Source organism: Micromonospora sp. MW-13, from assembly GCF_003434305.1.
Classification (GTDB): domain Bacteria; phylum Actinomycetota; class Actinomycetes; order Mycobacteriales; family Micromonosporaceae; genus Micromonospora.
The window spans coordinates 21,300-34,449 of the sequence record NZ_QKKX01000055.1 but is presented as its reverse complement, the minus strand read 5'-3'; the positions used below and the strand labels follow the sequence as shown (position 1 = coordinate 34,449).

Sequence of the window (13,150 nt, the reverse complement as noted above, 5' to 3'; positions counted from 1 at the left end):
ATGCCCGAGACCGGAGGGGCGGAGACCGGAGGGGCGGAGACCGGCGGGAGGGGCGGCGCGGAGACCGGCGGCGGGGTCCACTCCCGGGCCTCCGGGCTGCTCGGCAACTGCCGGGGGATCACCGGGTGCTGACCCGTGCTGTCCGGGTCGGCGTCGCCGGGGGCGCGCCGCTGCGGCAGCGGGTCGATCGACTGCCCGTTCGAGGTGCGCGGTCCGAAGGGCTCGCCGCCGTTGACCGCGCTGGCCCCCGTCAGGTCGGACCAGGCCGGCATCGACCGGACGGACCCGGCCGAGGCGGGCGTGCCGTGGCCGTTGCGCGAGGCCGGGTCGAACGTCCGGCCGCCCAGGGTGACCTGGTTGCCGGAGTGCCCCGGCCGCTGCGGCGGCGCGGGGGCCGACGGGCCGCTGTCGAAGGCGGCGAAGGCGCCCAGGGTGGGGGACGCCCCGGCCGGCTGCGGGCCGCCGGGCTGCGGGTCGGAGGCCGGCAGCCCGAACGGCTGCTGGACCCGGCCGGAGAGCGCGCGGGGCACCAGTACCGAGGTGGGCAGGGTGACGTCGGCGACGGTGCCCCGATCGGCGCCGGGCCGCAGCTCGACCTTGACCCCGTGCCGGGACGACAGCCGGGCGACCACGACCAGACCCATCATCCGGGAGACGGCCACGTCCACCTGCGGCGGTGTGGCCAGCCGCTCGTTCAGCTCGTGCAGCTGGTCGGCGCTGATGCCGATGCCCCGGTCCTCGACGTAGAGGGAGGAGCGGTCGCCGACGCGGCGGGCCTCCACCATCACCTGCGAGTCCGGCGGGGAGAAGGCGGTCGCGTTGTCGAACAGCTCGGCGACCAGGTGGACCATGTCGTTGACCGCGTGCGCGGCGACCTCGATGTCCCGGTCGATCACCCCGAACTCGATCCGGGTGTAGTGCTCCACCTCGGACTGTGCGGCCCGGAGCACGTCGATCAGCGCCGCCGGCTCGCGCTGGACGCGGGTGGAGTCGGCGCCGGCGAGCACCAGCAGGTTCTCGTCGTTGCGGCGCATCCGGGTGGCCAGGTGGTCGAGCTGGAAGAGTTCGGCCAGCCGGTCCGGGTCCTCCTCGCCGCGCTCCAGCCGGTCGAGGTGACCGATCAGCCGGTCGACCAGGATCTGCGAGCGGCGGGCCAGGTTGACGAACATGGTCGCGACGGACGCGCGCAGCGCGGCCTGCTCGGCCGCGGTCCGGACGGCTTCCAGGTGGACCGCGTTGAACGCCTCGGTCACCTGGCCGAACTCGTCCTTGCTCCGGACGGGCAGCGGCTCGGCGATCTGGCTGGCCACCTGGATCGGGGAGAGCTGGCTGGAGATCTGCGGGTCGCGCAGTCGGGCGACCGCCTGCGGCAGCCCGTACTGGGCGATGTTGAGCGCGCCCTGTCGCAGGTCGCGCAGCGAGCGGGCCATCGACCGGGCGACCAGGTAGGCGAAGAGGATGGCCAGCAGCAGCATGCCGAGCAGCAGCCCGGTCTGCAGGAACACGGTGCGCTGCACGTCCGAGCGAAGCCCGTCGGCCTGGCGGACCACGTCGCCGTCCAGCTTCGCCTCGACGGTGCGGATCAGCTTGGCGTTGGCCACCATGGCCGCGTCCCACTGGTCCGCGCCGAACGGCGCCTCGGTCATGCTGCCGTTGATGTTGCCGTCGATCCAGCCGGTGTAGTTCTGCGCCTCGCGCCGGTCACCGCCGGCGACGGTCTGGTCGTGCAGGTCCGCCTCGGCCGAGTTGGCGACCGCCTTGAAGCTCTGCAACGCCTGCTGCTGGCCGGTGCCGCTGGCGATGTAGTCGGTGCGCAGCACCGGGGTCAGCTCGCGCTGGATCAGCGCGCGGTGCACCACGACCCGACGGACCGAGAGGTATTCCTTCTCGCGCGCGACGGCGGCGGCGGCCCGCATCCGGTCGCTCAGGTCGTTGTCGCCGGCGAGCTGGGTGGCGGAGTCGCGGACGGCGAGCAGGTCGTTGATCAGACCCTCGTACGCCTGCATCGCGTCGATGATCTTCAGCTTGCCGTTGAACACCTGGCTGCGGGTGCCGGGCAGGTCCTTCAGGTTCTGGTCGATCCCGTCGAGGAGGCTGTCCAGGCTGGCCGGCAGGTCCTCGATCTCGGCGCGCTGTTGCAGGTAGGGCAACTTGTCCTGGTCGACCCGGCCGTTGACCCGGTTGTACGCCTCCTGGTACTGCGCCCTGGGCTGCTCGCCGTTGGCCCCGAGCAGCAGCACCGCCGAGGTGCGCTCGTCCTGGAGGCTGTTGACCAGGTCGCCGGAGTAGTCGACGAGGTTGGCCAGGTCGCCCGAACGGTTGGCGTTGTTCAGGGTCTCCAGGTTGTCGACGAGGCCGCTGGTGCCGACGACCACCGTCGCGATGGTCGGCACGATCATGATGAGACCGAGCTTGGACCAGATCGGCATGTCGCGGAGCCGGCTGGCCGGCCGACGCAGTCGCGACAGGAAGGAGCCCGCCGTCTTTGGCCGTTTGCTCACGTCACCGCCCTCGCGATCACAGCGTCCGCGCGTTGCCCCGGGCAACGCTCAGCGACCGACCCGGCGGGTCGGACCTCCGAGATTCCATCACGCCGCCTTCCAAAGAGAAAGCCCAGGTTGGTCGTTGCCAGGGGTGTGATGAGATATTGATGCAATTTGCTCGCAATCCGTCTGGCCGGAGTCACACAAAGTAATGGATCATCCGCATCGCGTCGTCCTGCTCGCCGGCCCATCCGGCTCCGGAAAGTCGTACATCGCGCAACGAACCGGGCTTCCCGTCCTCTGCCTGGACGACTTCTACAAGGACGGCGATGACCCTACGTTGCCACGCCAGAATGACCTTGTGGACTGGGACTCACCGCGGTCGTGGGACGCCGGGGCGGCCGTGGAAACGATTGCCCGACTGGCCCGGCACGGAAAGGCCGAAGTGCCGGTTTATGCGATCGGCGCGGACCGCCGGGTGGCCACCCGGCCATTCGAGGTCGCCGGGTCGCCACTTTTCGTCGCCGAAGGAATCTTCGCCGCCGAGATCGTCGAGGAATGCCGACGCCGGGGGCTACTCGCCGGGGCGTACGCGCTGCGCCGCCCCCGGGGGACCACCTTTCTCCGCCGGCTGACCCGTGACCTGGCCGAACAGCGCAAGGCTCCGGGCGTGCTGCTGCGCCGGGGGCTGGCCCTGCTGCGCGCCGAGCCGGCGGTGCTGCGCCGGCAGGTGGGGCTCGGCGCCCATCCGGCCCCGGCCCGCGAGGTGCTGCGCCGGGTGGCCGACCTGCTCGCCGGCCACCCGCACCACCACTGATCAGCCCAGCAGCTTCGCGTACGCCGGTTTGATCACCTCGTCGATGATCGCCAGCCGCTCGTCGAACGGGATGAAGGCGCTCTTCATCGCGTTGATGGTGAACCACTGGAGTTCCTTCCAGCCGTAGCCGAAGGCGTCCACCAGCAGCGCCATCTCCCGGGACATCGAGGTGCCGCTCATCAGCCGGTTGTCGGTGTTGACCGTCACCCGGAAGCGCAGGTCGCGCAACAGCCCGATCGGGTGCTCGGCGATGGACGCCGCCGCCCCGGTCTGCACGTTCGACGACGGACACAGCTCCAGCGGGATCCGCTTGTCCCGCACGTACGCGGCCAGCCGGCCGAGCACCGGCGGGTCGCCGGGGGTGATGTCGTCGACGATGCGCACCCCGTGCCCGAGCCGGTCCGCGCCGCACCACTGGATGGCCTGCCAGATCGACGGCAGCCCGAACGCCTCGCCGGCGTGGATGGTGAAGTGGAAGTTCTCCCGCTGGAGGTACTCGAAGGCGTCCAGGTGCCGGGTGGGCGGGAAGCCCGCCTCCGCCCCCGCGATGTCGAAACCGACCACCCCGGCGTCCCGGTGCCGCACGGCCAGTTCGGCGATCTCCTGGGACCGGGCGGCGTGCCGCATCGCGGTGAGCAGGGTGCCGACCCGGATCGGGGTGCCGGCCGCCGCGGCCAGCGTCGCGCCCTCGGTGAACCCGGCGACGACCGCCTCCACCACCTCGTCCAGGGTCAGGTCCCGCTCCAGGTGCTGCTCCGGGGCGAACCGCACCTCGGCGTAGACGACCCCGTCGGCAGCCAGGTCGAGCGCGCACTCCCGGGCGACCCGGCGCAGCGCGGACGCGGTCTGCATGACCGCGACGGTGTGCGCGAACGTCTCCAGGTACCGCTCCAGCGAGCCGGAGTGCGCCGCCTCGACGAACCAGCGGCCGAGCGCCTCCGGGTCGGTGCTGGGCAGCTCGTGGCCGACCTCGGCGGCCAACTCGACGATCGTCGCCGGCCGCAGGCCGCCGTCGAGGTGGTCGTGCAGCAGCGCCTTCGGGACCTTGACGATGTCCTCGTATGAGATAGCGACCATGGTCAGACCCTAGTCAGCCGGCGCGACGCCCGCCGATGGGACCGCCGCGGCGCGCCGACGGTGGCCGGGCCCTCCCCGCGTGCGCCCATCGTCCGGCGTGGTCACGTGGAAGTTGGCCCCGGTGTCGCGCCGCAGGTTGCGGACCCGCGCCCGGGCACCGGTGGCCGAGCAGCGGATCAGGCCGGGTGAGTGACACGTCAACCATCGCTACGATGGTCCGGTGGACGAACCCCGCTGGCTCGACGAACGCGGGGCGCGGGCCTGGCGCGGGTACCGCCAGATGCGCCGGCTGCTCGACCTGCGGCTGGCCCGGGAGTCGGACGGCCGGGGCGCCGTCGTCACCCTCACCGCGCAGGGCCGGCTGGCCGTCGAGGCCGCCGCACCCGGGCACGTGGCGGCCGTCCGGCGACACCTGATCGACCTGCTCACCGCCGACGAGATCGTTGCGCCGGACGCGCTCACCCGCCGGGTGGGCGACCACCTGACCGACGAGGGCCGGTCGGTACGGTGACCCCGGTGACCGATCCCCGCATCGTCGACCGGCTGCGCTGCCCGGTCTGCTCGCAACCACTCGCGGAGGCCCTCGCCGGGACCGGCCGGGCGCTGCGCTGCCCGCGCCGGCACAGCTTCGACGTGGCCCGCCAGGGGTACGTCAACCTGCTCGCCGGCCGGGCCCCGCACGTCGGGGACACCGCCGAGATGGTGGCCGCCCGCGCCGACTTCCTGGCCGCCGGGCACTACGACCCCGTCTCCGCCGCGCTCGCCCGGGCGGCCCGCGACGTGCTGACGCGCCCGCCGTTCCACGCCGACCCGGGCGGGCCGGGCCTCGCCCCGCCCGACGGGGACGATCCGACGGGGCCGGCGGACGGGGCGTACCCGCTGGTGGTGGACGCCGGGGCCGGGACCGGCCGGCACCTCGCGGCGGTGCTGGCGGCGCTGCCCGACGCCGTGGGGCTGGCCCTGGACGTGTCCAAGCCGGCGCTGCGCCGGGCGGCGCGGGCCCACCCGCGCGCGGTGGCGGCCCTCGCCGACACCTGGCAGCGGCTACCGCTGGCCGACGGCAGCGTCGCCGTGCTGCTCGACGTCTTCGCTCCGCGCAACGGGGCCGAGTTCCGCCGGGTGCTGCACCCGGCCGGCGCGCTGCTGGTGGTCACCCCGGCCGGGGACCACCTCGCCGAACTGGTCGACGCGCTCGACCTGCTGAAGGTCGACCCGGCCAAGGCCGACCGGGTCGCCGGGAGCCTGGCCGGCCACTTCGACGAGGTCGCCGCGACGGTGCTGCGGGCCCGGCTGGAGCTGACCCGACCCGAGGTGGCCACCCTGGTCGGGATGGGACCCAGCGCCTGGCACGCCGACCCGGCCGCCCTCGCCGGGCGGACCGCCGCGCTGCCCGAGCCGGTCGGGGTCACCCTCGCGGTCCGGCTGAGCGTGCACCGCCCCCGCTGACCGGTTCAGGTCGACAGGTCGACCTCTTCCCAGCCCGGCGGCTCGTCGTGGTACGGCCCGCGCAGGACCACCGCCCACTCCAGGGCCCACCGGCGTTGCCCGATGGCGTTCGCGTCGACCAGCCCCGGCAGCACCCGGCCGGCCCGCTCCAGCTCCAGGTACGCCCAGTCGAGGCAGTAGTGCAGGTCCAGCAGGGCCGCCGCGTCGGCCGGGTGCTGGGGCGCGGCGAGGATGCGGGAGCGCCACTCGGTGAACGTCTCCCCCCCGGCGAGCTGCGGCAGCCGCTCCACCAGCCGGTCGTCCACCGGCATGGTCGGGTCGAGCTGCTTGGTCAGGCCGAGCACCCAGGCCAGGGAGAAGAGCGCGTCGTGGTGCAGCACGAACGACCGGTGGTCACCCCGGCCGCCCATCACGAACTGCCACTCGGGCGGGGTGACCAGGTCGACCAGGTGCGAGGCGAGCAGCCAGCTCATCGCGGCCTGCGGCGGCATGCCGAAGCACCGGGCCAGGATCAGGTGCAGCACCGCGATCCGGGCCTCGATCTCCACGGTCGGCCGCAGCTCGATCTCGTCGCCCGGCTCCCAGACCAGGGGGAACTGGCTCGGGGGCAGGGGCAGCCCCAACCGGGACAACTCGTCCAGGCTGGCCTCTCGGACCTCTCGCGGGTCGGGGGCGGGTATGCGCACGGCTCAGATCCCTGTCAGTCGCATCGGCTCAGCGCTGGTCGTCCCCCTGGCCTGGGAGAATAGCCGGTCCCGGTGGGCGGCACCACGGGCCCCCCGTCGCTCGTCCGGCTCAGCCGATCCGCTCGATGACCAGTGGCTTCGTGGTCGGAGCGGTGGCCGAGATCCGTACCGCGTGGGCCGCCTCGGCCAGCGCCGCCGGGATCCGGGCGGCGTGCTCGGCGCGCAGCTCGTACAGCGGCTCGCCGGCCCGCACCGGGTCACCGGGGCGCTTGTGCAGCACCACCCCGGACGGCACGCTCACCGGGTCCTCCTTGCGGGCCCGGCCGGCGCCGAGCCGCCAGGCGGCAACCCCGATCGCGTACGCGTCGACCGCGGAGACGAAGCCGTCCGCGTCGGCGGTGACCACCTCGACCTCGTTCGCCGTGGGCATGGGCGCGTCCGGGTCGCCGCCCTGGGCGCGGATCATCGCCCGCCAGGCGTCCATCGCCCGGCCGTCGCGCAGCGCCGCCGCCGGGTCGGCGTCGGGCAGGCCGGCCGCGTCGAGCATCTCCCGGGCCAGGGCCAGGGTCAGCTCCACCACGTCGGCGGGGCCGCCGCCGGCCAGCACCTCCACCGACTCGGTCACCTCGACCGCGTTGCCGACGGTCAGCCCGAGCGGGGTGGACATGTCGGTGAGCAGGGCGACGGTCCGCACCCCCTGCGCGCCGCCCAGCTCGACCATGGTGCGGGCCAGCTCCCGGGCGTCGTCGACGGACTTCATGAACGCACCGGAGCCGACCTTGACGTCGAGCACCAGCGCGCCGGTGCCCTCGGCGATCTTCTTGCTCATGATCGAGCTGGCGATCAGCGGGATCGCCTCCACGGTGCCGGTGACGTCGCGCAGCGCGTACAGCTTGCGGTCGGCCGGGGCCAGTCCCTCGCCGGCCGCGCAGATCACGGCGCCCACCTCGCGGAGCTGCCGGATGAACTCGTCGTTGGTCAGCGCCGCCCGCCAGCCGGGGATCGACTCCAGTTTGTCCAGCGTGCCGCCGGTGTGGCCGAGTCCCCGCCCGGAGAGCTGCGGCACCGCGCCGCCGCACGCCGCGACCAGCGGGGTGAGCGGGAGGGTGATCTTGTCACCGACGCCGCCGGTGGAGTGCTTGTCGACGGTCGGCCGGTCGACGGCGGACAGGTCCAGCCGCTCCCCGCTGGCGATCATCGCGGCGGTCCACCGGGAGATCTCCGGCGCGCTCATCCCGCGCAGCAGGATCGCCATGGCCAGCGCCGACATCTGCTCGTCGGCCACCAGCCCCGTCGTGTACGCGTCGACCACCCAGTCGATCTGGGCGTCGCTGAGCACACCGCCATCCCGCTTGGCCCGGATGACGTCGACCGCCGTGAAAGCACTCACCGTTGAGTTCCTCTTCTCGTCCTCGCAGATCCCGGCCCGCGGCCGCCACCGCCCGGCTCAGCCCGCCCAGCGGACCGGCACCTCCATCGGCGGCTCGCCCTCGCCGGCCCAGAAGATGGTGCCGGTCGCGTCGACCACCACCACGCGCGGGGTGCGGGCGTGGCCCCAGGCGATCGCCTCGGCCGGGTCGCCCCAGCTCGGCCCCTCCTCCAGCACCCCGGTCTCGGCACCCTCGGTGTCCCCGGCCGACCGTTCCCAGTACGCCGTCCACACCTGCTGCCCGGCGGACAGGTCCGGGTGCACGAAGACGGTGCCCCGCCCCCGCCAGGCGGCCAGCCGGTCCGGCACCACCGGCACCGGCCGTTCGCCGGTCACCGCCTCGATGTCGGCCACGTCGAAGGCGTGCGGCAGCAGCTCGGCCATGCTCAGCGGGCCGTCCTTGGCCTCGATGAGGCACTGTGGGCCGCCCTGCTCCCAGAGCAGCTGCCGGCACCGGCCGCATGGCATCAGCGGCTCGCCGGTGGCGTCGACGCAGGAGAGCGCGACCAGCCGGCCGCCGCCGGTGGCGTGCAGCGAGGAGACCACCCCGCACTCGGCGCAGAGCACCACCCCGTACGCGGCGTTCTCCACGTTGCAGCCGACCACGATCCGGCCGTCGTCGACCAGGGCGGCGGCCCCGACCGGGAACTTCGAGTACGGCACGTACGCGTGCCGCATCACCTCGGTGGCGGCGGCCCGCAGCCGCTCCCAGTCGATCTCCGTCATCCCACCATTCTCCTCAATCCACGCCCGCCGGCCTCCGGAAGGGTGATCCGGTGCGTCCGGCGACGCGGCACCGGGGCCGTCCGCCGGTGGCCCCGGCCACGGAGACGCCGGTGCCCGGCGGGATCCCCGCCGGGCACCCTGCGCCGCGGGCCTCAGCCCTTGATGTACGGCTTGCCGTCGGCGGCCGGCGCGCGGACCCTGCCGACGAGCCCGGCCACGGCCAGCATGGTCGCCAGGTACGGCAGCATGGCCAGGAACTGGCTCGGGATGCTGCTGCCGATCGCCCCGAGGTACGTGCCGAGCTGGTCGGCGAAGCCGAAGAACAGCGCCGCGAGCAGCGCCCCCGTCGGGCTCCACCGGCCGAAGATCAGCGCGGCCAGGGCGATGAAGCCCTTGCCGCCGATCATGTTCTTGGTGAACGAGTAGAGCGCCAGCGTGTACGACGCGCCGCCGATCCCGGCCACCACCCCGGCCAGCAGGACGTTGCGGTAGCGCAGTCCCAGCACCTTCACGCCGAGGGTGTCGGCGGCGGTGGGGTGCTCGCCGACCGCCCGGGTGCGCAGGCCCCAGCGGGTGCGGAACAGGGCGATGTGGATCACCAGCACCAGCAGCAGGCCGAGGTAGAGGAAGATGTTGCTGCGGAACAGCGCCGGCCCGAGCACCGGGATGTCCTTGAGCAGCGGGATCTCCCAGTTGCTGAACCGGGGCGCGGAGTTGTACTTCTCCGCGTTGGTCTGCATCAGCCGCTCGTAGAGGAAGCCGGTGATGCCGACGGCCAGCAGGTTCAGCACGATGCCCATGACCACCTGGTCCACCAGGTAGCGGATGGCGAACACGGCCAGCAGCAGTGAGATGAACGCGCCGCCGATCGCGGCGGCGACCAGGCCCACCCAGACGCTGCCGGAGAGGCTGCCGAACAGCGCGCCGCTGAAGGCGCCCATCAGCAACTGCCCCTCGATGGCCACGTTGACCACGCCGGAGCGCTCGCAGAGCACGCCGGCGAGGGCGCCGAAGATAAGCGGCAGGGCCAGGACGAAGGTGCCGCGCACCATGTTGACCAGGGGCATGAAGTTCCGCCCCTCCGGGGCGGCGGAGACCTGCCAGCACAGGAACGACAGCACGAAGGCGACCAGCCCGACGCCGAGCAGCACGGTGAACCAGCGCTTCGGCACCCCGGCCATCAGGGCCGCGCCGGCCGCCGCGGCGATGACGCCGAACAGGATCGCCCCGATGGTGCCGTTGATCTCCAGCGCCGCGCCACCCTCGGTCTCGCTGAGGGTGAAGCGGGCCTGCTGGTCGGTGGCGAGCGCCCCGAAGAGCACCGCCGCGAGGACGCCGAGCGCCAGCAGCACCGCGCCGATCCTGCGGGTACGGGTCCAGAAGCCCTCGTCGACCTGGGCCACGGCGACATCCGGGACAGCCATGGTTGACATGAGTTACCAGCCCTTCGCCAGGCTCGTCTGCAACCGGGCGGCGCGGGCGGCCCGGAGCTGGAAGATCGCCTTCACCAGGGCCGGCGCGGCGATGAAGATGACGATCAGCGCCTGGAGCACGGTGACCAGCTCCAGCGAGATCCCCGAGTACGACTGCATCCGGTTGCCGCCGGCCTGGAGCGCGCCGAACAGCAGCGCGGCCAGCAGCACGCCCCACGGCTTGACCCGGCCGAGCAGGGCCACCAGGATGCCGTCGAACCCGATCTGGGCGACCACCAGCGGGGTCAGCGCGTTCGCCGTCGAGCCGAGCACCATCTGGCTGCCGCCGAGCCCGGCGAGCAGGCCGGCGATCGCCATCATCAGCACGTACGTCTTCGAGACGCTGATGCCGGCGGTGCGGGCGGCGTCCGGGTTCGCGCCGACCGCGCGCAGCTCGAAGCCGAACGTGGAGCGGTTGAGCAGCCAGGCGACGAACCAGGTGGCCAGCACGGCCAGCAGGATGCCGGCGTGCACCCGCAGGTCCTCGCCGAGCAGCCGGGGGAACTGAGCGGAGGAGTCGACGGGCTTGCTGATCGCGTCGGCCCGGCCGGGGTTCTGCACCCCGTTCTGGATGATGATCCAGGACAGGAAGTACACCGCGACGTAGTTGAGCATGATCGTGTTGATCACCTCGTGGGCGCCGGTGCGGGCCTTCAGGATGCCCGGGATGAAGCCCCAGACCGCGCCACCGGCCGCACCGGCGATCAGCGCGACGACCAGGTGCAGCACCGGGGGCAGCGGCAGCAGGAAACCGGCCAGCGCGGCCAGGACGACACCGATGGTGGCCTGGCCCTGCGCGCCGATGTTGAACAGGCCGCCCCGGAAGGCGAGCGCCACCGACAGACCGGTGAAGACCAGCGGCGCGGTGTAGGTCAGCGTCTCGGAGATCGGGCTGAGCGCCGCGGTGAACCCGGACGCCTCCGGGTCGAAGATCGCGCCCTTGAACAGGTTCGCGTACGCCTCGCTGACCACCGTCCAGCTCGCGCTCAGCGCGTCAGCCGGGCGGGCGGTGATGTAGCCGTAGGTGGCCAGCACGTCCGGGTCCGACACGATGATCAGCACGGCGCCGACGAGCATCGCCAGCAGCACCGCGAGCACCGTGACGGTGACCGTGTTGGCCGCCCAGAGGTTGTCCAGGAACAGCCGGCCCAGCGAGGGGCGGGCCGTCGGCTCCGGCCGCTTCGGGGCGGTGGCGGTGGCGGCCCGGTCGGTCCCGCCGGCCGCGGCCCGCGCCGCCTCGGTCGCCGGGTCCTTGTCGGGGGAGCCCGACACGGGGTCCTTGTCGGGGGAGCCCGACGCCGGGTTGGGGTTGCTCATGCCTCGTCCTCGCTACCGGGGCCCTCGGGGGCCGGGGTCGCCGCGTCGGCGGCCGGGGCGGCGGCTTCGGTGGCCGTTTCGGGGGTGACGCCGGCCATCAGCAGGCCGATCTCCTCACGCGGGGTGTCCGGGCCGACGATGCCGATGATCCGGCCCCGGTACATCACCGCGATCCGGTCGGCCAGGCCGATCACCTCGTCCAGTTCGCTGGAGACGACCAGGACGGCGGTGCCCACGTCCCGCTCCCGGATCACCCGGGAGTGGATGAACTCGATGGAGCCGACGTCGACGCCACGGGTCGGCTGGGCGGCGATGAAGAGCTTCAGCGGCCGGGACAGCTCCCGGGCCACGATCACCTTCTGCTGGTTGCCGCCGGAGAGGGTGCCGACGGCCGCGTCGGCCGACGGGGTCCGGACGTCGAACTGCTCGATCCGCTCCCGCGCCGACTTCGCGATGGCGTCCGGCTTCAACGACAGGCCCTTGCCGAACGGCGGCCGGTCGTAGATGTCCAGCACCAGGTTCTCGGCGACGGAGAACTCCTTGACCAGCCCGTCGACGCTGCGGTCCTCGGGGACGTAGCCGACCCCGGCGCGCAGCACCTTCTTGGTCGGCCAGCCGTGCACCGGCTGGCCGTCCAGGGTGACCGTGCCGGCGAGGAGCGGGCGCAGGCCCATGATGGCCTCGATCAGTTCGGTCTGGCCGTTGCCCTGTACGCCCGCCACGCCGAGCACCTCGCCCGCGTGGACGGTCAGGTCGACCCCGTCGACGGCACGGATCCGCCGGTCGTCGTCGACGACCAGGCCGGCGACCTCCAGGATCGGCCGGCCCGGGGCGGCCGGCTGCTTGTCCACGGTCAGCCGGACGCTGCGGCCCACCATCTTGGCGGCCAGCTCGTCCCGGCTCGCGGTCGGCGAGGCGGTGCCCACGGTCTTCCCGCGCCGGATCACGGTGATCCGGTCGGCGATGGCCTTGACCTCGCCGAGCTTGTGGGTGATGAAGACGATCGACTTGCCGGCGGCCTTGAGCGACCGCATGACCGTGAGCAGTTCCTCGGTCTCCTGCGGGGTGAGTACGGCGGTCGGCTCGTCGAGGATCAGCAGGTCGACGTCGCGGGTGAGGGCCTTGACGATCTCCACCCGCTGCTGGATGCCGACCGGCAGGTCCTCGATCACCGCGTCCGGGTCGACCCGCAGGTTGTACCGCTCGGAGACCTCGGCGACCTCGCGCCGGGCCCGCCGCCGGTCCAGGAAGCCGGCGATGCCGCCCCGGACCTGCTCGGCGCCGAGCATGACGTTCTCGGCCACGGTGAAGACCGGCACCAGCATGAAGTGCTGGTGCACCATGCCGATCCCGGCCGCGATCGCGTCCGACGGGCCCTTCAGCTTCAGCGGCTTCCCGTCGACCAGGATCTCGCCCTCGTCGGGCTGGTAGAGCCCGTACAGCACGTTCATCAGGGTCGACTTGCCGGCGCCGTTCTCGCCGAGCAGGGCGTGAATCTCACCGGGCTCCACCGTCAGGTCGATGTGGTCGTTGGCGACCAGATCACCGAATCGCTTGGTGATGCCGCGCAGTTCGAGTCTCAGCGCAACCTCCTGGAGTGCGAGCGATGGTGCGGCGGGGCCGCCGCGGGGCCGGTCGCCGGCCGGGCCGGGCGTCGGGTGGCGCGGACCGGCCGCCCCGACCGCACGGGGTGCTAC

General features: G+C 73.1%; 11 protein-coding genes. 3 read left to right on the top strand and 8 right to left on the bottom strand.

Going from position 1 to position 13,150, the window contains the following annotated elements; translation table 11 throughout:
- The coding region (locus C5N14_RS24445) for a sensor histidine kinase (RefSeq protein WP_117671054.1) at window positions 1–2,501 on the bottom strand (2,501 nt) is incomplete at its 3' end.
- Window positions 2,502–2,928: 427 nt separating this feature from the next.
- Here C5N14_RS24445 and C5N14_RS33385 point away from each other — a divergent pair.
- The gene (locus C5N14_RS33385) at window positions 2,929–3,300 is read left to right on the top strand and encodes a hypothetical protein (RefSeq protein WP_243640000.1); all 372 of its coding nucleotides are present in this window, start codon (window positions 2,929–2,931) and stop codon (window positions 3,298–3,300) included.
- Here C5N14_RS33385 and C5N14_RS24435 read toward each other — a convergent pair whose 3' ends face one another.
- Window positions 3,301–4,377 (bottom strand): adenosine deaminase, encoded by a 1,077-nt coding sequence (locus C5N14_RS24435; RefSeq protein ID WP_117671043.1) that lies wholly within the window; start codon window positions 4,375–4,377, stop codon window positions 3,301–3,303.
- A 220-nt stretch (window positions 4,378–4,597) separates the two neighbouring features.
- Between C5N14_RS24435 and C5N14_RS24425 the strand changes: the two genes are divergently transcribed.
- Both C5N14_RS24425 and C5N14_RS24420 read left to right on the top strand, forming a co-directional pair.
- A complete protein-coding gene (locus C5N14_RS24425) occupies window positions 4,598–4,888 on the top strand; it encodes a hypothetical protein (protein WP_117671041.1) in 291 nt (96 codons plus the stop codon).
- A gap of 5 nt (window positions 4,889–4,893) precedes the next feature.
- On the top strand, window positions 4,894–5,823 hold the full coding sequence (locus tag C5N14_RS24420; RefSeq protein WP_117671052.1) for a putative RNA methyltransferase: 930 nt from the start codon (window positions 4,894–4,896) through the stop codon (window positions 5,821–5,823).
- A 5-nt stretch (window positions 5,824–5,828) separates the two neighbouring features.
- Here C5N14_RS24420 and C5N14_RS24415 read toward each other — a convergent pair whose 3' ends face one another.
- The 6 genes from C5N14_RS24415 to C5N14_RS24390 all read right to left on the bottom strand — a co-directional run bounded on the left by C5N14_RS24415 (window position 5,829) and on the right by C5N14_RS24390 (window position 12,976).
- Complete coding sequence (locus tag C5N14_RS24415; RefSeq protein WP_117671039.1) at window positions 5,829–6,509, bottom strand: DUF4272 domain-containing protein; 681 nt, start codon at window positions 6,507–6,509, stop codon at window positions 5,829–5,831.
- 109 nt (window positions 6,510–6,618) lie between these two features.
- Complete coding sequence (locus tag C5N14_RS24410; RefSeq protein WP_117671037.1) at window positions 6,619–7,899, bottom strand: thymidine phosphorylase; 1,281 nt, start codon at window positions 7,897–7,899, stop codon at window positions 6,619–6,621.
- Between the two features lie 57 nt (window positions 7,900–7,956).
- Window positions 7,957–8,664, bottom strand: coding sequence for a cytidine deaminase (locus C5N14_RS24405; RefSeq protein ID WP_117671035.1), 708 nt, complete (start codon window positions 8,662–8,664; stop codon window positions 7,957–7,959).
- Between the two features lie 152 nt (window positions 8,665–8,816).
- Complete coding sequence (locus tag C5N14_RS24400; protein ID WP_117671033.1) at window positions 8,817–10,097, bottom strand: ABC transporter permease; 1,281 nt, start codon at window positions 10,095–10,097, stop codon at window positions 8,817–8,819.
- Window positions 10,098–10,100: 3 nt separating this feature from the next.
- Window positions 10,101–11,453 carry an ABC transporter permease gene (locus tag C5N14_RS24395; protein ID WP_117671031.1) on the bottom strand — a complete coding sequence of 451 codons (1,353 nt, stop codon included), beginning with the start codon at window positions 11,451–11,453 and terminating at the stop codon, window positions 10,101–10,103.
- On the bottom strand, window positions 11,450–12,976 hold the full coding sequence (locus tag C5N14_RS24390; RefSeq protein WP_371685898.1) for an ABC transporter ATP-binding protein: 1,527 nt from the start codon (window positions 12,974–12,976) through the stop codon (window positions 11,450–11,452). The genes C5N14_RS24395 and C5N14_RS24390 overlap by 4 nt, the downstream gene beginning before the upstream one ends.
- Between the last annotated feature and the right edge of the window lie 174 nt (window positions 12,977–13,150).

Bases quoted from the DNA above. Each gene is read 5' to 3' on its own strand.
- C5N14_RS24405 (WP_117671035.1), bottom strand. From the start codon at position 8,664: ATGACGGAGATCGACTGGGAGCGGCTGCGGGCCGCCGCCACCGAGGTG.
- C5N14_RS24435 (WP_117671043.1), bottom strand. From the start codon at position 4,377: ATGGTCGCTATCTCATACGAGGACATCGTCAAGGTCCCGAAGGCGCTG.
- C5N14_RS24400 (WP_117671033.1), bottom strand. From the start codon at position 10,097: ATGTCAACCATGGCTGTCCCGGATGTCGCCGTGGCCCAGGTCGACGAG.
- C5N14_RS24395 (WP_117671031.1), bottom strand. From the start codon at position 11,453: ATGAGCAACCCCAACCCGGCGTCGGGCTCCCCCGACAAGGACCCCGTG.